Raw genomic sequence first — 20,365 nt, 5'->3', positions numbered from 1 at the left:
GCGGCGTGGTGCGGGGAGGCATGGGTGCGGGTGGACATGGGATCTCCTGGGGGTTGGCGCCCGTGGGGTTGGGCTCGTGATTCCCAGGTTGCCCGAAGCGGGGCGGCGGGCTCCGGAGTTGTCCACAGGGGCTAGAGGTGCTTGACGGCTTCCCGGCGGGACAAGGGGGACAGGGCCGGGTGGGTGTCGACGAAGGTGCGGACCCACGTGGCGTCTGTGCGGGCGTACTGGCGGAGTGACCAGCCGATTGCCTTGCGGAGGAAGAAGTCCGGGTCGGCGATGTTGGATTCGATCGCGTGGGTCAGCAGGGTCAGGTCTGTGGCCGACTTGTGGTGCAGTTGGCACAGCACGGATGCGCGGCGCTTCCAGAGGTCGGGGTCGGTGGCCCACGCGCGCATCGGCGGGGTGAGGGTGGGGCGGTGGGAGAGGAGGAGGTCGTTGAGCCTGCGGGTGGCGATCTCGTCCACGAAGTCCCACCACGCGCCCGTGACGATGAATTCCTCGTACAGCGGCAGCAGGTCCGGGGCCTGCCAGGCCGCGTAGCGGCGGTGACCGATGAGGTCGAGGGCGAGGTAGCGCTCCTCGCGGAACTGCGCCGTCCGCCACAGGTCGCAGGTGGCCGCGATCCAAGTAGGACGGTCGGTGAAGGGGTGCTGGGCCACCAGTTCCTTCACCAGGGCCGCGCGGGCGGGCTTGGGGACGCCGCGCATCGGCATCGCGGACTTCATGTACCGGCGCATCTCCGCCGCCCGCACCGGGTCTGCTGCGGCGGCGAGGCCCGCGCGGGCGGCGGAGGCGAAGGTCATGCGATGCGGCCGGTTCGGGGTGGGGAGTCGAGCATCTGCAGGGCGAGGTCGACCAGGGTGGCGCGTTGCAGGGTGGGCACCTCGGCCAGCGGGAACCAGGCGGCCATGTCCGAGCTGCCGCCGACCTCGTGCGTCAGCTCCCCGCCGGTGATGCGTCCGGTGTAGACGACGCGCAGGGCGTGGTGGCTCTCCCCGTCCTCCTCGCGGAAGTAGGTGTGCAGGCCGAGCAGGTCCTCGATCTCCACCGTGTAGCCGGTCTCCTCGAACACCTCCCGCACCGCCGCGTCGACCGGGTCCTCGCCGTGTTCGAGACCGCCGCCGGGAAGCATCCACCGCAGGCCGACGTACACCATCCTGCTCAGCAGGATCTTGCCGTCCATCAGGCAGACCACGTACGCGCCGACGCGCGGGCCGCTCGGGCGCATCAGACGCCCACCCGCTTGCGGGCGCGGGTCCGGTGCTTCTCCGACAGCTCCTCGATGTCGACCAGCTGGGGCAGCAGGTCCGGCTCCAGCGTCATCGCCCGGAAGACCACGCCGATGGTCACCCCGTGGTCCGGCCGGTGGACGATCTCCACCGGGTCGCCCGCGGTGATCGCGCCGGGGGTGATGACCCGCAGGTACGCGCCGGGCACGGCGCGCTGGGTGAACCGCAGCTGCCACTGCTCCTGCTCCAGCCAGAGCGCGAAGGTGCGGCACGGGATGCGGGGGCAGGACACCTCCAGCAGCGTGCTGCCGACCTGCCAGCGCTCGCCGATCACCGCGTTGGTCGTGTCGACGCCCGCCGTGGTCAGGTTCTCGCCGAAGACGCCCGGGGTCAGGTCGCGGCCGAGCTCGGCGGCCCAGGCGTCGAGGTCTTCCCGGGCGTAGGCGTAGACCGCCTGGTCGGGCCCGCCGTGGTTGGCCACGTCGCAGATCGTGTCGCCGGACAGGCCCGACTTCGACGGGCCGGGCGCGATCACCTCGACCGGGCCGTCGACCGGCCGCTTGTCGATCCCGGTGATGCCGACGGACGCCTCGGTGGGTCGGGGTTTGCCGACGTTGACGGAGAGCACGCGCGCGAAGTCCACGATCGCAACCTAGAGGATCGGGAGGGCGTATATACGTATCCTTCCCCAAAATTACCTATCAGCCGTTCAAACACGGCTGGTAAGGTAAGAACATGGGCAAAGAGCTCTACTCGACCGAAGAGGTGGCGGAGCAGCTGGGGCTGCACGTGCGGACCGTGCGCGGCTACGTGCGCGAAGGGCGGCTGAAGGCCGTCCGGATCGGCAAGCAGTACCGGATCACCCGCGCCGACCTCGAAGCCTTCGTCGGCGCCCCGGTGGCCGACCCGCCGGAGGTGCGCAGGCATCGCCATGTCGATGTGTCCACCGTCGTCGAGATCGACGCGGTGAGCCCGGAGACCGCGCACCGCGTCAGCACGCTGCTGACCGCCGTGCGCACCCACCCGGCCGACCAGCCGCTGCGGGTGGAGACCGCCTACGACGAGGAGCGGGCCCGCATGAAGGTCGTCGTGCTCGGCGGGCTGGCCGACACCCGGCACATCCTCGACTACCTGCAAGGGGTGCTTGACTCATGATCTACAAGACCGAGGCGGGCGGGCGCGAGATCCGCCGCCGCTACGAGCAGAGCCTCGACGCCTGGCCGGTCCCGGCCGAGCGCGTCACCGTGCCGACCCGCGAAGGGGAGACGTTCGTCCTCGTCTGCGGCCCGCGCGACGCCCCGCCGCTGGTGCTGCTGCACGGCGCGGGCACGAACGCCACGATGTGGATGGGCGACGTGACGGCCTTCGCGCAGCACTTCCGCGTGCACGCCGTCGACCTCATCGGCGAGCCGGGGCTCTCCGCCCCCTCGCGCCCGCCGCTGGACTCCGCGGCCTACGCCCACTGGCTCGACGACGTCCTCGACCACTTCGGGATCGAGCGCGCGGCGTTCGTCGGCGCCTCGCTCGGCGGGTGGATGGGCCTGGACTACGCGATCCGGCGGACCGAGCGGGTCGAGCGGCTGGCCCTGCTGTGCCCCGGTGGGCTCGGCAGGCAGAAGGTCGGCTTCGTGTTCAAGGCCCTGTTCTACAAGCCGTTCGGGCGCTGGGGCATGCTGCGGTCGATCAAGTCGGTGGCGGGCGTCGACGTGCGGGACTTGCCCGAGGTCGCCGAGTACCTGGCGCTGATGTTCACCCACTTCCTGCCCCGCCGCGACCGCCTGCCCGTCTTCCCCGACGACGCCCTGCGCGGGCTGACCATGCCGGTGCTGGCCATCGCGGGCGAGCGCGACGCGATGTTCGACTCCGCAGGCACCGCCGCGCGCCTGACCCGCGCCGTGCCGCACGCCCGGGTGACCGTCCTGCCCGGCGTCGGCCACTCCATCGTGGGGCAGACGCAGCCGGTCCTGGACTTCCTCCGAGATGTGGCTCACCTGGGCGGACGGTGACCGCAGCGGGGCCCGGCGCGGCTGCCTATGCTGCGGCCCTGTGTCGACCACCCCGATGATCGCGCCCAGCATCCTGTCCGCCGACTTCGCCCGGCTCGCCGAGGAGATGGCCGCCGTGCGCGGCGCGGACTGGCTGCACGTGGACGTGATGGACGCCCACTTCGTCCCGAACCTCACCCTCGGCCTGCCGGTGGTGGAGTCGCTGCGCAAGGCCACGGACATCCCGCTGGACTGCCACCTGATGATCGCCGACCCGGACCGGTGGGCCGTCGGGTACGCCGAGGCGGGCGCGCACAACGTCACCATCCACGCCGAGGCGGTGCGCGACCCGCGGGCGGTGGCCCGCGACCTGCGGGCGGCCGGGGCGAAGGCGGGCCTGTCGCTCAAGCCGGGCACCCCGCTGGACCCGTGGGTCGAGGTCCTGCGCGACTACGACACGCTGCTGATCATGTCGGTCGAGCCGGGGTTCGGCGGGCAGAAGTTCATCCCGGACGTGCTGGACAAGGTCCGGGCCGCGCGCAGGCTGGTCGACACCGGGCACCTCAAGGTCCTCATCGAGATCGACGGCGGCATCAACGCCGACACCATCGACCAGGCCGCCGAGGCCGGGGTCGACTGCTTCGTGGCGGGCTCGGCCGTCTACAACGCCGACGACCCCGCCGCCGCGGTCGCCGCCTTGCGTGAGCGGGCCTCAGCACACCGCAGCTAGGCGGGTGCGCGGCGTCAACCGGACCTGAAAGACTGGTCGGCGTGGAGGACAGGCTGGTCGCGGCGATGCGCGCAGCCCTGGCGCAGGGCGCGGGAGTGCACGGCACGACCAGCCCGAACCCGCCGGTGGGCTGCGTGGTCCTCGACGCGGGCGGCGAGGTCGCAGGGCTCGGCGGGACGCGCCCGCCCGGCGGCGGGCACGCCGAGGTCGTGGCGCTGCGGGCGGCGGGGGAGCGGGCGCGCGGCGGCACCGCCGTGGTCACCCTGGAGCCCTGCGCCCACCACGGCCGGACCCCGCCCTGCACCGACGCGCTGCTGGCGGCCGGGGTCGCCCGGGTCGTCTACGCCGTGGCCGACCCCAACCCGGTGGCCGCGGGCGGGGCCGCGGTGCTGGCGGCGGCGGGCGTGCGCGTGGACGGCGGGCTGCTCGCGCAGGAGGCCGAGCGCGGCGCGCTGCGCGCCTGGCTGCACCGGCAGCGGACCGGGACCCCGCACGTGACCTGGAAGTACGCCGCCTCCCTCGACGGCAGGGTCGCCGCGGCCGACGGCACCAGCCGGTGGATCAGCTCCGCCGAGTCCCGGGCCGAGGTGCACGACCTGCGCACCCGCATCGACGCGATCGTCGTCGGCCGCGGCACCGTCCTGGCCGACGACCCGGCGCTGACCGCCCGCGACGCCGACGGCGCGCTGCTCGACCGCCAGCCGCTGCGGGTGGTCGTCGGCGAGGGCGACCTGCCCGCGGGCGCGAAGGTCCTCGACGCCAGCGCGCCCACCCTGCACCTGCGCACGCGCGACCCGCACGAGGTCCTGGCCGAGCTGGACGCCCGCGGCGCGGTCGACGTCCTGCTCGAAGGCGGGCCGACGCTGGCGGGCGCGTTCGTCCAAGCGGGTGCCGTGCACCGGCTGCTGGCCTACATCGCGCCCGTCCTGCTGGGCGGCGGCCCTGTGGCGTTGGGCGCATCGGGCGTGTCGACCATCACCGATGCGCACCGGATGGCCGTCGAACAGGTCACCATGTGTGGACCGGACGTGCGCGTGAGCGCCGTGCCGGTCACGGACTGAGGGAGGACGCGGTGTTCACCGGGATCGTGGAGGAGCGCGGCGAGGTGGTGGCCGTGGCCGACCTCGCCGACGCGGCGCGGCTGACCATCAGCGGCCCGCTGGTCACCGCGGACGCGCGCATCGGCGATTCGATCTCGGTCAACGGCGTGTGCCTGACCGTGGTCGAGCTGGACGGCGGCGCGTTCACCGCCGACGTGATGCGCGAGACCCTGGTGCGCACCAGCCTGGGCGGCCTGGGCGCGGGCGACCCGGTCAACCTGGAGCGCGCCGCGGCCGTGGGTGCCCGCTTCGGCGGTCACATCGTGCAGGGCCACGTGGACGGGACCGGCGAGATCGCCGCCCGCGAGCCGTCGGAGCACTGGGACCTGGTGCGGATCGGAATGCCGCCGCGGCTGGCGCGTTATGTGGTGGAGAAGGGCTCCATCACCGTCGACGGCGTCTCGCTGACCGTGGTGGAGGTGGGGCCCGACTGGTTCACCGTGAGCCTGATCCCGGAGACCCTGCGCGTGACCACGCTGGGCGTCCGCGCGGTCGGGGACAAGGTCAACCTCGAAGTGGACGTCATCGCCAAGTACGTGGAGAGACTGGCATCGCCCCACATCGGGGCCGTCGTGAAGGAGGTCGCGGGTGAGTGACTTCGCCGCCATCGAGCGGGCCATCGATGCCGTCGCCGCGGGCAAGCCGGTGATCGTCGTCGACGACGAGGACCGGGAGAACGAGGGCGACCTCATCTTCGCCGCGGAGAAGACCACCCCGGAGATGCTGGCCTTCATGGTCCGCTACACCTCCGGCTACGTCTGCGTCGCGCTGACCGACGCCGACTGCGAGCGGCTCAACCTCCCGCCGATGTTCCACACCAACCAGGACGGCCGCGGCACCGCGTACACGGTGACGGTGGACGCCAAGGAGGGCGTGTCGACCGGCATCTCGGCGACCGACCGGGCGCGCACGATCCGGCTGCTGGCCGACGAGGCGTCCCGGGCCGAGGACTTCACCCGGCCCGGCCACGTGGTGCCGCTGCGCGCCAAGGAGGGCGGGGTGCTGCGCCGCCCCGGGCACACCGAGGCCGCCGTCGACCTGGCCAGGATGGCCGGGCTGCGGCCTGCGGGCGTGCTCTGCGAGATCGTCTCGCAGAAGGACACCGGCGACATGGCCCGGCGCGACGAGCTGGAGGTCTTCGCGGCCGAGCACGAGCTGGAGATCATCACCATCGCCGACCTGATCGCCTACCGGCGGCGCACGGAGAAGCAGGTCGTGCGGGTGGCCGAGGCGCGCATCCCGACCACGCACGGCACCTTCCGCGCGGTCGGCTACGACAGCCTGCTCGACGGCATCGAGCACGTCGCGCTGGTCTACGGCGAGATCGGCGACGGCGCCGACATCCTGGTCCGGGTGCACTCGGAGTGCCTGACCGGCGACGTCTTCGGCTCCCTGCGGTGCGACTGCGGCCCGCAGCTGGACGCGGCGATGGAGGCGGTGGCCAACGAGGGCCGCGGCATCGTGCTCTACATGCGCGGCCACGAGGGCCGCGGCATCGGCCTGATGCACAAGCTGCAGGCCTACCAGCTGCAGGACAAGGGCGCCGACACCGTGGACGCCAACCTCGCCCTCGGCGTGCCCGCCGACGCCCGCGACTACGGCACCGGCGCGCAGATCCTGGTCGACCTGGGCGTGCGCTCGATGCGGCTGCTGACGAACAACCCGGCCAAGCGCGTGGGCCTCGACGGCTACGGGCTGACCGTGGTGGACCGGGTGCCGCTGTCGGTCTGGCCGAACCCGGAGAACCTGCACTACCTGCGCACCAAGCGGGACCGGATGGGGCACGACCTGGCCAACCTGGAACAATTCGACACCACGCAGGCGACGTCCGGGGAGGGAACCGCGTGAGCGGCGAAGGCAGGCCCGAGGCGGTCGTCCCCAACTGCGAGGGCATCCAGCTGGCGGTGGCGGCCACCCGGTGGCACACCAAGATCACCGACCAGCTCCTGGAGCGCGCCCTCGCCGCGGCCGACGCCGCGGGCATCGCCGAGCCGACCGTGGTCCGGGTGCCGGGCGCGGTCGAGCTGCCGGTGGTCTGCCAGGAGCTGGCCCGCCACCACGACGCGGTCGTGGCGCTGGGCGTGGTGATCCGCGGCGGGACGCCGCACTTCGAGTACGTCTGCGACGCGGTGACGGCCGGGCTGACCCGGGTGTCGCTGGACGAGTCCACCCCGGTGGGCAACGGCGTGCTGACCGTGAACGACGAGCAACAGGCCCTGGACCGGTGCGGGCTGCCCGGTTCGGCGGAGGACAAGGGGTACGAGGCGTGTCTGGCGGCGTTGGAATCCGCGCTGGTGCTGCGGGGGCTGCGGCAGCCGTGGACGGAGCAGGGGTTCCGGTGACGGTCCGCCCCATCAAGGTCCGGTTCGTCGCCGTGGCCTTCGCGGTGGTGTTCATCGCGGTGTTCACCGCCGTCGGGGTGCTGCTGAAGAACCAGTCGACCGGGGTGTACTTCCAGACCTCCGACCAGGTCGCCATGATCGGCATCGGGGTGCTGCTGGCGCTGGGGGCGCTCTGGTTCACCTGGCCGAAGGTGACCGCCGACGAGACCGGCGTCGTCGTGCGCAACATGCTCGGCTCGAAGCTGGTCCCCTGGTCGGACGTGGTCGCGGTGACCTTCCCCGACGGGGCGTCCTACGCCCGCCTCGAACTGCCCGACGACGAGTACATCGTGCTGATGGCGGTGCAGTCGATCGACCGCGACCGCGCGGTCCTGGCCATCCGCGAGCTGCGCAAGCTCCACAAGGCCGCGCACGTCGGCTGAACCTCCCGCGCTGCGCGGGCGTAACCCGGGGTGTTCTCCTGTCCTGGAGTGCAGCTACGAGGAGGCTCCCGCGTGACCGCAGAACCCACCACCGGACGCAGGCAGGCCCTGTGCGGCCTCATGGTCGCCCTGATCGCCCCCGGCGCGCTGGCGGCGTGCTCGACCGAGACCCCGGCGCCCGGCGGCCCGACCACCGGTGCAGGCCCCACGACCGGCGCGGGCACGACCACCGGCGGCGCGCCCGGCGCGCTGGCGGCCGTCGCGGACATCCCGGACGGCGGCGGCGTGCTGGTCGACGGCCCGGACACCAAGATCCTGCTGGTCCGCACGGGAGAGGCGGTCAAGGCGTACAACCCCGCGTGCCCGCACCAGGGCACCATCGTCGGCCTGCCGTCTGACGGGACGATCACCTGCCCGAACCACGGCAGCACCTTCGACGCGGCCACCGGAGCGGTGACCCGGGGGCCCGCGACGGCGGGGTTGGCGGAGATCCCGGTCAAGGTCGAGGGCGGCAACGTCCGGCTCGCCTGAGCGCGGCGGCGGCCCCGGTCGGACCGGCCGGGGCCGGCGAGCCCGCGGACCTGCTGTCGGCCCTGGCACGTAGGGTTGTCGCGTGCCCGACCCGTCCACCTACCGCCCGTCCGCCGGGTCCATCCCCGACGCCCCGGGGGTCTACAAGTTCCGGGACCCCACCGGCCGGGTGATCTACGTCGGGAAGGCCAAGAGCCTGCGCTCGCGGCTCAACTCCTACTTCGCCGACGTCGCCTCGCTGCACCCGCGCACCCGCCAGATGGTGACCACCGCGGGCGCGGTCGAGTGGACGGTCGTCACCACCGAGGTCGAGGCCCTCCAGCTCGAGTACAACTGGATCAAGGAGTTCGACCCGCGGTTCAACGTCCGCTACCGCGACGACAAGTCCTACCCCGTGCTCGCCGTGACCCTCAACGAGGAGTACCCGCGGCTGCACGTCTACCGCGGCGCCCGCAAGAAGGGCGTGCGCTACTTCGGCCCCTACGCCCACGCCTGGGCCATCCGCGAGACGCTGGACCTGCTGCTGCGCGTCTTCCCCGCCCGCACCTGCTCGGCCGGGGTGTTCAAGCGGCACGGCCAGATCGGGCGGCCCTGCCTGCTCGGCTACATCGACAAGTGCTCGGCCCCCTGCGTCGGCCGGGTCGACGCCGCGCGGCACCGGGAGATCGTCACCGACTTCGCCGACTTCCTCTCCGGCAAGACCGACCTGATGATCCGCAGGCTGGAGCGGGAGATGGGCGAGGCGTCGGCGGCGCTGGAGTTCGAGCGCGCCGCCCGCCTGCGCGACGACATCGGCGCGCTCAAGCGGGCGATGGAGAAGCAGGCCGTGGTGCTCGGCGACGGCACCGACGCCGACGTGGTCGCCTTCGCCTTCGACGACCTCGAAGCCTCCGTGCAGGTCTTCCACGTGCGCGGCGGGCGGGTGCGCGGGCAGCGCGGCTGGGTGATCGACCGGGTGGAGGAGAGCGCCAGCCCGCTGGCCGACCTCGTCGCGCAGTTCCTCCTGGGCTTCTACGGCGAGCAGGCCGACCAGGCCGAGGCCGACAGCCCGGTCCCGCGCGAGGTGCTGGTGCCCGAGCTGCCCGCCGACGCCGACGCCCTGGCCGACTGGCTCTCCGGGCTGCGCGGGGCGCGGGTCGGGCTGCGCGTGCCGCAGCGCGGCGACAAGCGCGCGCTCATGGAGACCGTCGAGCGCAACGCCAAGGAGGCGTTCACCCAGCACAAGCTGCGCCGCGCGGGCGACCTGACCGCCCGCTCCGCGGCGCTGCAGGAGCTGCAGGACCACCTCGGCCTCGACTCGGCCCCGCTGCGGATCGAGTGCATCGACGTCAGCCACATCCAGGGCAGCGACGTCGTCGCCTCGCTGGTGGTCTTCGAGGACGGGCTGCCGCGCAAGTCCGAGTACCGCCGCTTCGCCTTGCGCGAGGCCGCCACCGAGGGCGACGTCGCCGCCATCGCCGAGGTCGTGCGCCGCCGCTTCGCCCGCCACGCCGGGGAGTCCGGCGGCCAGGACCCGACCCCGGGGGTGGACCCGGAGACCGGCCGCCCGCGCCGCTTCGCCTACCCGCCCAACCTGCTGGTCGTCGACGGCGCGGGCCCGCAGGCCAACGCCGCCGCCGACGTGCTCGCCGACCTCGGCATCACCGACGTCGGGGTGATCGGCCTGGCCAAGCGGCTGGAGGAGGTGTGGCTGCCCGCCGACCCCGAGCCCGCGATCCTGCCGCGCACCAGCGAGGCGCTGTACCTGCTCCAGCGCGTGCGCGACGAGGCGCACCGGTTCGCGGTCGCCTACCACCGGCAGAAGCGCGCCAAGCGGATGACCGCCTCCGCCCTCGACGACATCCCCGGACTCGGCGAGCACCGCCGCAAGGTGCTGATCAAGCACTTCGGCTCGGTGAAGCGGCTGCGCGCGGCCAGCGTCGAGGAGATCAGCGGGGTGCCGGGCATCGGCAGGACCACCGCCGAGGCCGTGCACAGCGCGCTTTCCGAAGAGAGGAAACCATGACTGATCCGACTGTCAGCGGCGCATCCCCCGGTGGGACGGGCATGTCGGTCGCTGTGGTCACCGGGCTGTCCGGCGCGGGCCGCAGCACCGCGGCCAAGTGCCTGGAGGACCTCGGCTGGTTCGTCGTCGACAACCTGCCGCCCGAGCTGATCGCCACCATGGTCGAGCTCGGCTCCCAGGCCCGCGGCGCGATCACCCGCATCGCCGTGGTGATGGACGTGCGCAGCCGGGCGTTCACCCACGACCTCGACGCGATCATCAAGGACCTCGACGCCCGCGGGTACAAGCCGCGCGTGCTGTTCCTGGAGGCCACCGACGAGGTGCTGGTGCGCCGCTTCGAGCAAGTCCGCAGGGGCCACCCGATGCAGGGCGAGGGCAGGCTCATCGACGGCATCTCCGCTGAGCGCGAGGTGCTGCGCCCGCTGCGCACCGACGCCGACCTCATCCTCGACACCTCCACCCTCTCGGTGCACCAGCTGCGCGCCAAGATCGAGGACGCCTTCGGCACCGAGACCGACGTCGGCACCCGCGTCACCGTGCTCAGCTTCGGCTACAAGTACGGCCTGCCGATGGACGCCGACCTGGTGATGGACGTGCGCTTCCTGCCCAACCCGTTCTGGATCCCGGAGCTGAAGGAGCTGACCGGCCGCGACGGCGACGTGCGCAACTACGTGCTCAGCCAGGAGGGCGCCGAGGAGTTCCTCGACCGCTACCACGAGCTGCTGCGGCTCATCGGCGCAGGTTTCCGCCGCGAGGGCAAGCGGTACCTGACGCTGGCCGTGGGCTGCACCGGCGGCAAGCACCGCAGCGTGGCCATCTCCGAGGAGCTGGCCCGGCGGCTCAGCGACACCGACGGCATGGCGGTCAAGGTCGTGCACCGCGACCTGGGGCGCGAGTGACGGGTCTGCGCGCGGTCGCGCTGGGCGGCGGGCACGGCCTGCAGGCCACCCTCGGCGCGCTGCGCGCCATCACCGACGACATCACCGCGGTGGTCACCGTCGCCGACGACGGCGGCTCCTCCGGCCGCCTGCGCCGCGAGCTGGGCCTGCTGCCGCCCGGCGACCTGCGCAAGGCGCTGACCGCCCTGGCCGGCCCGGACGCCTGGCGCACGGTGTTCGAGCACCGCTTCGGCGGCACCGGCGCGCTGGCCGGGCACGCGGTCGGCAACCTGGTGCTGGCCGGGCTGCTGGAGGTCCTGGGCGACTCGGTCGCCGCGCTGGCCGAGGCCGGGCGGCTGCTCGGCGTCACCGGCCGGGTGCTGCCGATGTGCACCGAGCCGATGGACATCGAGGCCGACGTGACCGGCCTCGACGAGGACCCGGCGACCGTGCGGCGCATCCGCGGGCAGGTCGCCGTCGCCACCACGCCGGGCCGAGTGCACCGCATCCGGCTGTGCAACGCCCGCCGCCGCGGCGAGCTGCCCACCGCCTGCCCGGACGCGGTGACCGCCGTCCGGGAGGCCGACCTGGTGCTGCTGGGCCCCGGCTCCTGGTTCACCAGCGTCCTGCCGCACCTGCTGGTCCCCGAGCTGCACGACGCCCTCGTGGAGACCGCCGCCACCCGGGTCGTGGTGCTCAACCTGGTCCCCCAGGCGGGGGAAACCGCGGGTTTCTCCCCGGAGCAGCACCTGGACGTGCTCTGCGAGCACGCCCCCGGGCTGCGGGTCGACGCGGTGGTGGCCGACGCCGACGCCGTGCCCACCCCGGACCGGCTGCGACGGGCCGCCGGCGCGCTCGGCGCGACCGCGTGGCTGGACTCGGTCACCAACGCCGCCGCCCCCGAGCGGCACGACCCCGCGGCCCTCGGCGCCACCCTGGCCAGGGCGATCGCCGCGGTGCGCGGGCGCTGATCCGCCGGGGCCGACACGCCGGGGCCGACACGCCGTGATGGGATGTACGCCGGGAGCGCGTGGGAGAGGAGATCGGCCGTGGCGATGACCGCTGCAGTCAAGGACGAGCTGAGCAGGCTCGCGGTGTCCAAGACCTGCTGCCGACGAGCCGAGGTCTCCGCCCTGCTGCGCTTCGCGGGCGGCCTGCACATCGTCGGCGGCCGGGTGGTCGTGGAGGCCGAGCTGGACACCGGCTCGGCGGCTCGGCGGCTGCGCAAGGAGATCCACGACCTCTACGGCCACCACGCCGACGTGCACGTCATCACCTCCGGCGGCCTGCGCAAGGGCACCCGGTACGTGGTGCGCGTGGTCAAGGACGGCGACGGCCTGGCCCGCCAGACCGGGCTGCTGGACCCGCGTGGCCGCCCGGTGCGGGGGCTGCCCGCCCCGGTCGTGGCGGGCGGGCTCTGCGACGCCGAGGCCGCGTGGCGCGGGGCGTTCCTGGCCCACGGGTCGCTGACCGAGCCGGGCCGCTCCTCGGCGCTGGAGATCACCTGCCCCGGCCCGGAGGCGGCGCTGGCCATCGTCGGCGCGGCGCGCAGGCTGGGCATCCAGGCCAAGTCGCGGGAGGTCCGCGGGGCCGACCGGGTGGTGGTGCGCGACGGCGACGCCATCGGCGCGATGCTGACCCGGCTCGGCGCGCACTCCAGCGTGCTGGCCTGGGAGGAGCGCCGGATGCGCCGCGAGGTGCGGGCGACGGCCAACCGCCTGGCCAACTTCGACGACGCCAACCTGCGGCGCAGCGCCCGCGCCGCCGTCGCCGCCGCCGCGCGCGTGCAGCGGGCGATGGAGATCCTCGGCGTCGACGCCCCCGACCACCTCGCCGCCGCGGGGGAGCTGCGGCTGAAGAACAAGCAGGCGTCGCTGGAGGAGCTCGGCCAGCTCGCCGACCCGCCGATGACCAAGGACGCGGTCGCCGGGCGCATCCGGCGGCTGCTGGCGATGGCCGACAAGCGGGCCAAGGACCTCGGCGTCCCGGACACCGAATCGGTGGTCACGCCCGAGATGCTCGAAGTCGAAGCGTGACCTGGGTCACATCAGGTATCTGCCCCGGGCGCCCCGTGCTCCTGACTACCGGGAGCGCGGGTGCTGCTTGGGGGAGGAGCACCCGCGGGGGGATGAACGAAGCGGAGTCCGCCCGGCGTGGGGGCAGGCGGACTCCGCTTCGTTCCACGTCAGTCCCGCGGCCGCGGCGCCCACGCGGCGAGGTTCACCACCAGCGCGCCGAGGGCCAGCACGCCCAGCAGGATCCCGGTCACCCAGAACGCCTGGTCGTTGTCGGCCAGCGCCGCGTCGACCACCCGTCCGCCTTCCAGGTCGTAGCGCACGGTCACCTGCTCGCCCGGCTCGCGCGCCGGGCCGTTCTCCGACAGCGTCGCCACCTGCAGGCTGCCGTCGGGCAGCGCGTAGGCGACGCGCACCGAGTAGCTCTTGCCCTCGCGGATGCGCTCCTGCACGACGCCCTGCGCCGAGGCCCACGACTGCTGCTCGGTCGCCGACCGGAGGACGACCACCAGCCCGATCAGCAACCCGGCCAGGACCAGCCCCGCCAGGACCCGGCCCCGCCGGGATTTCAGCGATCCGCCCACGCCGCCTCCTCGGTGCGATTGCCCTCGCATCGACGATCGCGCCAGCGGGTACACCCGTGACAGGTCCGCGTCCACGATCCGGGCGGGGTGGTGGCGCGCGGGGCGCGGATCTGATTCGATAAAGAGACACTGCCGACCGCACCCTGTGGCGCCCTCGTCCGGCCAGTAGGGTTCGGGTTGGTCAAGAGCCCATTTCACGAGGAGACAAGACGGTGACGGTTCGAGTAGGCGTCAACGGTTTCGGTCGTATCGGTCGCAACTTCTTCCGGGCTGTGGCGGCCGGTGACCACGACATCGAGATCGTGGCCTTCAACGACCTCGGCGACGTGGCCACGATGGCGCACCTCCTCAAGTACGACAGCGTCCTCGGCCGCCTGCCGCAGGAGGTGTCGGTGGTCGACGAGGGCATCAAGGTCGGCGACCGGACCATCAAGGCCCTGGCCGAGCGCGACCCGGGCAAGCTGCCCTGGAAGGACCTCGGCGTCGACGTCGTGGTCGAGTCCACCGGCTTCTTCACCAACGCCGCCGACGCGCGCAAGCACGTCGACGAGGGCGGGGCCAAGAAGGTCATCATCTCCGCGCCCGCCAAGGGCGAGGACCTGACCGTCGTGCTGGGCGCGAACGAGGACAAGTACGACGGCTCGCAGACCGTCATCTCCAACGCCTCCTGCACCACCAACTGCCTCGCGCCGCTGGCCAAGGTCCTGCACGACGCCTTCACCGTGGAGCGCGGTCTGATGACCACCATCCACGCCTACACCCAGGACCAGAACCTGCAGGACGCCCCGCACAAGGACCTGCGCCGCGCCCGCGCCGCCGCGCTGAACATCGTGCCGACGTCCACCGGCGCCGCCAAGGCGATCGGCCTGGTGCTGCCCGAGCTCAACGGCAAGCTCGACGGCTACGCCCTGCGCGTGCCGGTGCCGACCGGCTCGGCCACCGACCTGACCGTCACCCTGGGCCGCGAGGTCTCCCTGGACGAGGTCAACGCCGCGTACAAGGCCGCGGCCGACGGCCCGCTGGCGGGCATCCTGCGCTACAACGAGGAGCCGATCGTCTCCGCCGACATCGTGACCGACCCGGCGTCGTGCATCTACGACGCCCCGCTGACCAAGGTCAACGGCAACCAGGTCAAGGTCGTCGGCTGGTACGACAACGAGTGGGGCTACTCCAACCGCCTCGCCGACCTGACCGCGCTCGTGGCGTCCAAGCTCTGATGCGGACGCTGGACGACCTGCTCGCCGAGGGGGTCGCTGGTCGGCGCGTGCTGGTGCGCGCCGACCTGAACGTCCCCCTGGACGGCACCCGGATCACCGACGACGGCCGCGTGCGCGCGTCGCTGCCGACCATCTCCCGGCTGGCAGCGGCCGGGGCGCGGGTCGTGGTGGCGGCGCACCTGGGCCGTCCCAAGGGCACGCCCGACGCCAAGTACTCCCTCGCCCCGGTCGCGCTGCGGCTGGGCGAGCTGCTGGGGTCGCCGGTCGCGCTGGCCAACGACGTAACCGGGCCCTCGGCCCAGGAGACCGTGGCCGGGCTCGCCGAGGGCGGGGTGGCGCTGCTGGAGAACGTGCGGTTCGACGCGCGCGAGACGGCCAAGGACGCCGCCGAGCGGTCCGCGCTGGCCGAGGAGTACGCGGCGCTGGCCGACGTGTTCGTCTCCGACGGCTTCGGCGTCGTGCACCGCAAGCAGGCCTCCGTCTACGACGTGGCCGCCAAGCTGCCCGCCTACGCGGGCGGCCTGGTGCTCGCCGAGGTCGAGGTGCTGCGCAAGCTGACCGGCGAGCCCGACAGGCCGTACGTGGTGGCGCTGGGCGGCTCGAAGGTCTCCGACAAGCTCGCCGTCATCGAGTCGCTGCTGCCGCGGGTGGACACCCTGCTGGTCGGCGGCGGGATGTGCTTCACGTTCCTGGCCGCCGAGGGCCTGGGCGTGGGCGACTCGCTGCTGGAAGCCGACATGATCGACACCTGCAAGCGGCTGCTCGCCGAGCACCCCGGCAAGATCCTGCTGCCCGCCGACGTGGTCATCGCCGACGACTTCTCCGCCGAGGCGAACACCCAGACCGTGCTGGCCGCGCAGATCCGCGAGGGCTGGAAGGGCCTGGACATCGGCCCGATCACCGTCGAGCGCTACGGCGAGGTGCTGCGGTCGGCGGGGACGGTGTTCTGGAACGGCCCGATGGGCGTGTTCGAGCTGGCCCCCTTCGCCGAGGGCACGCGCGGCGTCGCCCAGGCGATCGTGGACTCGGCCGCGTTCTCGGTGGTCGGCGGCGGCGACTCGGCCGCGGCGGTGCGCCTGCTCGGCCTGCCCGAGGACGGCTTCTCGCACATCTCCACCGGCGGCGGCGCGTCGCTGGAATTCCTGGAGGGCAAGGACCTCCCCGGCGTGTCGGTGCTGGAGGGCTGATGGCGCGCAAGACGCTCATCGCGGGCAACTGGAAGATGAACCTCAACCACCTGGAGGCCATCGCCCTGGTGCAGAAGATCGCCTTCGCGCTGCCCGAGAAGTACTACGCCAAGGTCGAGGTCGCCGTCCTGCCCCCGTTCACCGACATCCGCTCGGTGCAGACGCTGGTCGACGGCGACAAGCTGCTGCTCAAGTACGGCGCGCAGGACATCTCCCAGCACGACTCCGGCGCCTACACCGGTGACGTCTCGGGCCCGATGCTGGCCAAGCTCGGCTGCTCGTACGTCACCGTGGGCCACTCGGAGCGCCGGGAGTACCACGGCGAGACCGACGAGCTGGTGAACAAGAAGGTCAAGGCGGCGCTCAAGCACGGCATCACGCCGATCCTGTGCCTGGGCGAGCAGCTGGACGTCCGCGAGGCGGGCAACCACGTCCAGCACTGCACCGACCAGCTCGTGGCCGGGCTCAAGGGCCTCAAGGCCGAGCAGGTGGCCTCGGTCGTGGTGGCCTACGAGCCGGTGTGGGCGATCGGCACCGGCAAGGTGGCCACGCCCGCCGACGCGCAGGAGGTCTGCGCCGCGCTGCGCAAGCAGCTCGCGTCGTCCTACGGCGACGAGGTGGCCTCGACGGTCCGCGTGCTCTACGGCGGCTCGGTGAAGTCCGGCAGCATCGGCGACCTCGTCGCGCAGGAGGACGTCGACGGCGCGCTGGTCGGCGGGGCGAGTCTGCAGAGCGAGGAGTTCACGAAGCTCTGCGCGATGGCGGCGGGCGGACCGCTGCCCTGAAAGCGGTAATCGAGGGGGAGTCCATTCCGGGCTCCCCCTCTTTCGGGTTATTGTCCGAATCACTCGGTCAGGTGATCGAGAGGGCGGGGTCCGATGATCGGAAGCGGCCGGTGCCGGGTTACCCTGCTCAAGGGTGGGCCGCGGGCGGGCGATACCGGTGGTCGTACCTCAGGACCACACACGGTAGCCTTGGCTTCCACCGTTCGACAGCGAGGATGACATGATCCTGACCCTGCAGATCGCTCTGATCGTCACCAGCCTTCTGCTCGTCCTGTTGGTCCTGCTCCACCGGGGCCGCGGTGGCGGTCTGTCGTCGCTGTTCGGCGGCGGCATGCAGTCGAGCCTGTCGGGCTCCAGCGTGGTCGAGAAGAACCTGGACCGCGCGACCTTGTTCATCGGCGCCATCTGGGTGATCTGCGTCGTCGGGCTCGGCCTGATGACGAAGATCGCGTGACAACGTTGATTGTGGGGGTGTGAAGACCGATGTCCGGTGGTAATGCGATCCGGGGCACCCGGGTCGGAGCCGGTCCGATGGGCGAGTCCGAGCGCGGTGAGTCCGCTCCTCGCCAACGGGTGTCGTACTGGTGCGCGAACGGCCACGAGTCCCGCCCGGCGTTCGCCGTCGACGCCGAGAAGCCCGACTCCTGGGACTGCCCCCGCTGCGGCCTCCCGGCCGGGCTGGACGAGCAGGCCCCACCCAAGCCACCCCGCAACGAGCCGTACAAGACCCACCTGGCCTACGTGAAGGAACGCCGCTCCGACGCCGACGGCGAAGCCATCCTGGCCGAAGCCCTGGCCAAGCTGAAGGCCAAGCGCGAACTGTGACGAACCGGGCCCTCCGCCGAGGGCCCGGTTTTCTTTATCCCATCGTCGCCACCACGAACCCGGCGACGACCAGCGCCCGATCGCAGACAGCGCGATCCTCGGCCTCCAGTTTGATTTCGATGGATTGCTCCTCGGCCATCATCACCCCGACCACGCACCGCCTTTGTGGAGTGGATTCGGGTGAGGCGACGATGGCGGGCTGGCCTTCGACGGTGGCCTCGGCCAGGTACTGGGTGCGCACATCCGTGGCGAGCAGCAGCCCCGTCACCTCCTCCCGCCGCCCGTAGAGCCGAATCCGCAGATCCGGCCCGTCGCCCGCGGTCCGCGAGCACTCCGCCCCCTGCTCATCCGGCACGCTGGCCTCCGCAGGCGCCTCAACCCCGACATACCGGGCCTGCGCATCGGTGAGCACATCACACGGCCGATACGTCCACGGCAGCACGTCAATGCCCGTCTCGACCTCCGGCGGCTCCACCGAGTGTGTCGTGATCCGCGTCTGGGGCGGGACCGTGGCGTAGATGGGCTGGGTCGTGGTCGGCGCGCCTGGCACCGGCACACCCACCTCCCCAGCGCACCCGCCTAGCAGAGCAGCACCCACCAACCACCCAACCCGCCTCACCCGGCGATCCGCCCTACGGCTCGTTCCGCGGCGATGAGGGCTCGGTCGCATACGTCTCCTGGGCCTTGGGCACTGGTCTTGAGGTCGACTTGGAGGGACTGCCGTCGGGCGAGCATCACGCCGACTGTGCACTTCTCGGTAGGTGTCCGTTCGTTCGATACGACGATCGCGGGTTGGCCGGAGACGGTGGCTTCGGCGATGTACTCGGTCTTGTAGTCGGTGGTGAGCAGCAGGTTGGTGACCTCTTCGTAGCGGCCGTACATCCTGATCGTCAGCCGGGAGTCGCCGTCGCGCGTGCAGCGGCCGCCCTGCTCGTCCGGCCGACCCGCCACCGCCGGACCGCTCACCCCGATCTCCGCGGCCTCGGGATCGGTGAGCAGGTCGCAGACCTTGAACGTCCACGGGAGGACGTCGAGGGACCGGGAGACGGTCGGCGGGGTCACGGTGAAGGTGGTGACCGGCGTCCGCTGAGGTGTGGTGACCGGAGAAACAGGAGGCGCCGAACTGCTCCCGGGCGCAGCAACCGGTTGTCCCGGCTCCGGGGTGCAGGCAGCGACCAGGCATGCCGTCACCACCAGGTATGCAGCCGCCTTCACGCCGTCCCTCCGAGCCGTCGGTAGATGTCGTTCTGCCTGCGTTCTTCCTCCTGCTGCATCTTCTCGCGCTCAGCCTGCACCGATGGTTCGAACACTTCTGGTTCCCGGCCCACGAACCAGAAGGACGAATACCGGAAATCTGGGCTGTCCACGTCGAGGCAGGTCGGCATAGGACGCACGAGCAGGGAGGCCGCCGTCTGGTTGGCGATGAGGTGGATGTCGTCGTTCACGCTGGTGCGAACCTCGATGAGGTCGGCGTCCATGCGCTCGGCGAGCTTGCGCGCGTGCTCGGTGAACCCCGACGCGATCCTCTCCATACCTGATCCGTCAGGGAGGAGTTCAATCGTGTTCTTGATGACGCCGATCATCGTGCCGATTGCACCTGACAGGAGCTTGCGGGGATCGAGGCTCGCCAGGTCCTTGGCCAGGTCCAGCCCGAAGTTGGCCCACGCTTTCGCCTCTCTTGCCGCCTGGTTGCCCATCTCGACATCGATCGCGGCAATCGTCGTTTCCATCAGTTCGAGATAACTCTTGCGCGTGGTGACCGCTATTTGATAAATCGCCGCCCGCCTGTTCAGATTGCGCAGGATGTGGTTGCCTTGCTCTGACGCAAAGCCCTTGATTGCCGTCATGCGCGCGACGAACGCCTGGGCGGCCTCACCCTTCCAGCCCGCGAGCCTGTTGTCGGAGATCGTCGCGAAGATGACGTCGGCGCGCTCGGAGTCGGCGATGTCGCGGGCCGCGCGCTGCATGGCCGAGAAGTCTTCGCTGATGGCCCTCGGATCGAGGGACATGCAGGTGGTGAGGCCGGGCACGGCCGTGAGTTCGAACTCGGGTGCTATTCCGACGTTCCGATGCACCGGGGTGGTGTAGTACTCCGCGAACTTCGCGCGGAGCCGGGACTCGGCGTCGAGGAGCTCGTGGTCGGTGGGCCAGTCCGACATCATCACCCCTGCCCGTCGGCGCGGCGGTACAGGGTGATGATCTCCCGCAGCGCTTCGGCGGTCTCGTCGATGGCCGCGTACAACCGGCGCTGGCGGGTGGTGAGGAGTTCGACGTGCGCCGCGTAGACCTCGTGGGTGCCCGCCGATTCCGCGCTGTCGCCGATGGGGCCGAAGGAGGCGAAGCCCGCCAATGCCGAGATCGGTGCTGCCATCAGCCCGGCGAGTTCGGGCAGGTCGCTGTTGGCCAAGGTGTCCAGGTCGTCGAGCGATAGTGCGAAGCCGCTGCTCATTGCTCCCCCTCAATTCGGACGCGGGCAACCTATCGGTGCTGAGTTGCGTCAGGAGTGGGAATCGACCAGTGTCAGCCG

Annotated in this window: 26 protein-coding genes; 18 read left to right on the top strand and 8 right to left on the bottom strand. The window is 72.0% G+C overall.

Annotated features, from left to right (window positions below):
* Positions 1-131: 131 nt before the first annotated feature.
* From ACWEPX_RS11360 to ACWEPX_RS11350, 3 genes are read right to left on the bottom strand one after another with little or no spacing between them, the layout of a single operon-like run.
* Complete coding sequence (locus ACWEPX_RS11360) at positions 132-806, bottom strand: DNA alkylation repair protein (RefSeq protein WP_451897009.1); 675 nt, start codon at positions 804-806, stop codon at positions 132-134.
* A complete protein-coding gene (locus ACWEPX_RS11355; RefSeq protein WP_451897008.1) occupies positions 803-1,231 on the bottom strand; it encodes an NUDIX hydrolase in 429 nt (142 codons plus the stop codon). The genes ACWEPX_RS11360 and ACWEPX_RS11355 overlap by 4 nt, the downstream gene beginning before the upstream one ends.
* Entirely contained in the window at positions 1,231-1,875 is a 645-nt protein-coding gene (locus tag ACWEPX_RS11350) for an MOSC domain-containing protein (RefSeq protein ID WP_451897007.1), read from the bottom strand. Before ACWEPX_RS11350 ends, ACWEPX_RS11355 begins: the two co-directional genes overlap by 1 nt.
* A gap of 92 nt (positions 1,876-1,967) precedes the next feature.
* Here ACWEPX_RS11350 and ACWEPX_RS11345 point away from each other — a divergent pair, with 92 nt between their 5' ends.
* The 13 genes from ACWEPX_RS11345 (at position 1,968) to whiA (ending at position 13,261) form a co-directional block, all read left to right on the top strand.
* Positions 1,968-2,387 carry a helix-turn-helix domain-containing protein gene (locus ACWEPX_RS11345; protein ID WP_451897006.1) on the top strand — a complete coding sequence of 140 codons (420 nt, stop codon included), beginning with the start codon at positions 1,968-1,970 and terminating at the stop codon, positions 2,385-2,387.
* Positions 2,384-3,238 carry an alpha/beta fold hydrolase gene (locus tag ACWEPX_RS11340; protein WP_451897005.1) on the top strand — a complete coding sequence of 285 codons (855 nt, stop codon included), beginning with the start codon at positions 2,384-2,386 and terminating at the stop codon, positions 3,236-3,238. The genes ACWEPX_RS11345 and ACWEPX_RS11340 overlap by 4 nt, the downstream gene beginning before the upstream one ends.
* A gap of 55 nt (positions 3,239-3,293) precedes the next feature.
* The gene (gene rpe, locus ACWEPX_RS11335) at positions 3,294-3,947 is read left to right on the top strand and encodes a ribulose-phosphate 3-epimerase (RefSeq protein WP_451897206.1); all 654 of its coding nucleotides are present in this window, start codon (positions 3,294-3,296) and stop codon (positions 3,945-3,947) included.
* 65 nt (positions 3,948-4,012) lie between these two features.
* Entirely contained in the window at positions 4,013-5,008 is a 996-nt protein-coding gene (gene ribD, locus ACWEPX_RS11330) for a bifunctional diaminohydroxyphosphoribosylaminopyrimidine deaminase/5-amino-6-(5-phosphoribosylamino)uracil reductase RibD (RefSeq protein ID WP_451897205.1), read from the top strand.
* Between the two features lie 11 nt (positions 5,009-5,019).
* The gene (locus ACWEPX_RS11325; RefSeq protein ID WP_451897004.1) at positions 5,020-5,643 is read left to right on the top strand and encodes a riboflavin synthase; all 624 of its coding nucleotides are present in this window, start codon (positions 5,020-5,022) and stop codon (positions 5,641-5,643) included.
* On the top strand, positions 5,636-6,895 hold the full coding sequence (locus ACWEPX_RS11320) for a bifunctional 3,4-dihydroxy-2-butanone-4-phosphate synthase/GTP cyclohydrolase II (RefSeq protein WP_451897003.1): 1,260 nt from the start codon (positions 5,636-5,638) through the stop codon (positions 6,893-6,895). Before ACWEPX_RS11325 ends, ACWEPX_RS11320 begins: the two co-directional genes overlap by 8 nt.
* Positions 6,892-7,389: a 6,7-dimethyl-8-ribityllumazine synthase gene (gene ribH, locus ACWEPX_RS11315; protein WP_451897002.1), complete on the top strand. Its 498-nt coding sequence runs from the start codon at positions 6,892-6,894 to the stop codon at positions 7,387-7,389. Before ACWEPX_RS11320 ends, ribH begins: the two co-directional genes overlap by 4 nt.
* The gene (locus ACWEPX_RS11310) at positions 7,386-7,811 is read left to right on the top strand and encodes a PH domain-containing protein (protein ID WP_451897001.1); all 426 of its coding nucleotides are present in this window, start codon (positions 7,386-7,388) and stop codon (positions 7,809-7,811) included. Before ribH ends, ACWEPX_RS11310 begins: the two co-directional genes overlap by 4 nt.
* Before the next feature lie 72 nt (positions 7,812-7,883).
* The gene (locus ACWEPX_RS11305) at positions 7,884-8,342 is read left to right on the top strand and encodes a Rieske (2Fe-2S) protein (protein WP_451897000.1); all 459 of its coding nucleotides are present in this window, start codon (positions 7,884-7,886) and stop codon (positions 8,340-8,342) included.
* Between the two features lie 82 nt (positions 8,343-8,424).
* Positions 8,425-10,347 carry an excinuclease ABC subunit UvrC gene (gene uvrC, locus ACWEPX_RS11300; protein ID WP_451896999.1) on the top strand — a complete coding sequence of 641 codons (1,923 nt, stop codon included), beginning with the start codon at positions 8,425-8,427 and terminating at the stop codon, positions 10,345-10,347.
* Positions 10,344-11,246, top strand: a complete 903-nt coding sequence (gene rapZ / locus ACWEPX_RS11295) for an RNase adapter RapZ (RefSeq protein ID WP_451896998.1) — start codon at positions 10,344-10,346, stop codon at positions 11,244-11,246. Before uvrC ends, rapZ begins: the two co-directional genes overlap by 4 nt.
* Before the next feature lie 5 nt (positions 11,247-11,251).
* Positions 11,252-12,196 carry a gluconeogenesis factor YvcK family protein gene (locus ACWEPX_RS11290; protein WP_451897204.1) on the top strand — a complete coding sequence of 315 codons (945 nt, stop codon included), beginning with the start codon at positions 11,252-11,254 and terminating at the stop codon, positions 12,194-12,196.
* 78 nt (positions 12,197-12,274) lie between these two features.
* Positions 12,275-13,261 (top strand): DNA-binding protein WhiA, encoded by a 987-nt coding sequence (whiA, locus tag ACWEPX_RS11285; RefSeq protein WP_451896997.1) that lies wholly within the window; start codon positions 12,275-12,277, stop codon positions 13,259-13,261.
* Between the two features lie 149 nt (positions 13,262-13,410).
* Here whiA and ACWEPX_RS11280 read toward each other — a convergent pair whose 3' ends face one another.
* Positions 13,411-13,824 carry a hypothetical protein gene (locus ACWEPX_RS11280; RefSeq protein WP_451896996.1) on the bottom strand — a complete coding sequence of 138 codons (414 nt, stop codon included), beginning with the start codon at positions 13,822-13,824 and terminating at the stop codon, positions 13,411-13,413.
* A gap of 212 nt (positions 13,825-14,036) precedes the next feature.
* Between ACWEPX_RS11280 and gap the strand changes: the two genes are divergently transcribed.
* From gap to ACWEPX_RS11255, 5 genes are all read left to right on the top strand, one after another.
* Complete coding sequence (gap, locus tag ACWEPX_RS11275) at positions 14,037-15,041, top strand: type I glyceraldehyde-3-phosphate dehydrogenase (RefSeq protein WP_451896995.1); 1,005 nt, start codon at positions 14,037-14,039, stop codon at positions 15,039-15,041.
* Positions 15,041-16,228 carry a phosphoglycerate kinase gene (locus ACWEPX_RS11270; protein ID WP_451896994.1) on the top strand — a complete coding sequence of 396 codons (1,188 nt, stop codon included), beginning with the start codon at positions 15,041-15,043 and terminating at the stop codon, positions 16,226-16,228. Before gap ends, ACWEPX_RS11270 begins: the two co-directional genes overlap by 1 nt.
* Positions 16,228-17,013, top strand: a complete 786-nt coding sequence (tpiA, locus tag ACWEPX_RS11265; protein WP_451896993.1) for a triose-phosphate isomerase — start codon at positions 16,228-16,230, stop codon at positions 17,011-17,013. Before ACWEPX_RS11270 ends, tpiA begins: the two co-directional genes overlap by 1 nt.
* Before the next feature lie 220 nt (positions 17,014-17,233).
* On the top strand, positions 17,234-17,467 hold the full coding sequence (secG, locus tag ACWEPX_RS11260) for a preprotein translocase subunit SecG (protein ID WP_451896992.1): 234 nt from the start codon (positions 17,234-17,236) through the stop codon (positions 17,465-17,467).
* A 29-nt stretch (positions 17,468-17,496) separates the two neighbouring features.
* On the top strand, positions 17,497-17,838 hold the full coding sequence (locus tag ACWEPX_RS11255) for an RNA polymerase-binding protein RbpA (protein WP_189210965.1): 342 nt from the start codon (positions 17,497-17,499) through the stop codon (positions 17,836-17,838).
* Positions 17,839-17,872: 34 nt separating this feature from the next.
* Here ACWEPX_RS11255 and ACWEPX_RS11250 read toward each other — a convergent pair whose 3' ends face one another.
* The 4 genes from ACWEPX_RS11250 to ACWEPX_RS11235 form a co-directional block, all read right to left on the bottom strand.
* Positions 17,873-18,313 carry a DUF3558 family protein gene (locus ACWEPX_RS11250; RefSeq protein ID WP_451896991.1) on the bottom strand — a complete coding sequence of 147 codons (441 nt, stop codon included), beginning with the start codon at positions 18,311-18,313 and terminating at the stop codon, positions 17,873-17,875.
* Positions 18,314-18,453: 140 nt separating this feature from the next.
* Positions 18,454-19,029: a DUF3558 family protein gene (locus ACWEPX_RS11245; RefSeq protein ID WP_451897203.1), complete on the bottom strand. Its 576-nt coding sequence runs from the start codon at positions 19,027-19,029 to the stop codon at positions 18,454-18,456.
* 20 nt (positions 19,030-19,049) lie between these two features.
* Positions 19,050-20,000: a hypothetical protein gene (locus tag ACWEPX_RS11240; RefSeq protein WP_451896990.1), complete on the bottom strand. Its 951-nt coding sequence runs from the start codon at positions 19,998-20,000 to the stop codon at positions 19,050-19,052.
* Complete coding sequence (locus ACWEPX_RS11235) at positions 20,000-20,287, bottom strand: hypothetical protein (RefSeq protein ID WP_451896989.1); 288 nt, start codon at positions 20,285-20,287, stop codon at positions 20,000-20,002. The genes ACWEPX_RS11240 and ACWEPX_RS11235 overlap by 1 nt, the downstream gene beginning before the upstream one ends.
* Positions 20,288-20,365: the final 78 nt, after the last annotated feature.

It is taken from the genome of Actinokineospora sp. NPDC004072 (assembly GCF_053604195.1).
Note: the sequence above shows the minus strand (reverse complement) of the source record. Positions and strands in the feature narration are given on the sequence as shown.

What these genes read in the sequence shown, in the direction of transcription:
- ACWEPX_RS11360 (WP_451897009.1), bottom strand. Translation starts at nt 806, where the DNA reads ATGACCTTCGCCTCCGCCGCCCGCGCGGGCCTCGCCGCCGCAGCAGAC.
- ACWEPX_RS11355 (WP_451897008.1), bottom strand. Translation starts at nt 1,231, where the DNA reads ATGCGCCCGAGCGGCCCGCGCGTCGGCGCGTACGTGGTCTGCCTGATG.
- ACWEPX_RS11345 (WP_451897006.1), top strand. Translation starts at nt 1,968, where the DNA reads ATGGGCAAAGAGCTCTACTCGACCGAAGAGGTGGCGGAGCAGCTGGGG.
- ACWEPX_RS11340 (WP_451897005.1), top strand. Translation starts at nt 2,384, where the DNA reads ATGATCTACAAGACCGAGGCGGGCGGGCGCGAGATCCGCCGCCGCTAC.
- rpe (WP_451897206.1), top strand. Translation starts at nt 3,294, where the DNA reads ATGATCGCGCCCAGCATCCTGTCCGCCGACTTCGCCCGGCTCGCCGAG.
- ribD (WP_451897205.1), top strand. Translation starts at nt 4,013, where the DNA reads ATGCGCGCAGCCCTGGCGCAGGGCGCGGGAGTGCACGGCACGACCAGC.
- rapZ (WP_451896998.1), top strand. Translation starts at nt 10,344, where the DNA reads ATGACTGATCCGACTGTCAGCGGCGCATCCCCCGGTGGGACGGGCATG.
- ACWEPX_RS11270 (WP_451896994.1), top strand. Translation starts at nt 15,041, where the DNA reads ATGCGGACGCTGGACGACCTGCTCGCCGAGGGGGTCGCTGGTCGGCGC.
- tpiA (WP_451896993.1), top strand. Translation starts at nt 16,228, where the DNA reads ATGGCGCGCAAGACGCTCATCGCGGGCAACTGGAAGATGAACCTCAAC.
- secG (WP_451896992.1), top strand. Translation starts at nt 17,234, where the DNA reads ATGATCCTGACCCTGCAGATCGCTCTGATCGTCACCAGCCTTCTGCTC.
- ACWEPX_RS11255 (WP_189210965.1), top strand. Translation starts at nt 17,497, where the DNA reads ATGTCCGGTGGTAATGCGATCCGGGGCACCCGGGTCGGAGCCGGTCCG.
- ACWEPX_RS11240 (WP_451896990.1), bottom strand. Translation starts at nt 20,000, where the DNA reads ATGATGTCGGACTGGCCCACCGACCACGAGCTCCTCGACGCCGAGTCC.
- ACWEPX_RS11235 (WP_451896989.1), bottom strand. Translation starts at nt 20,287, where the DNA reads ATGAGCAGCGGCTTCGCACTATCGCTCGACGACCTGGACACCTTGGCC.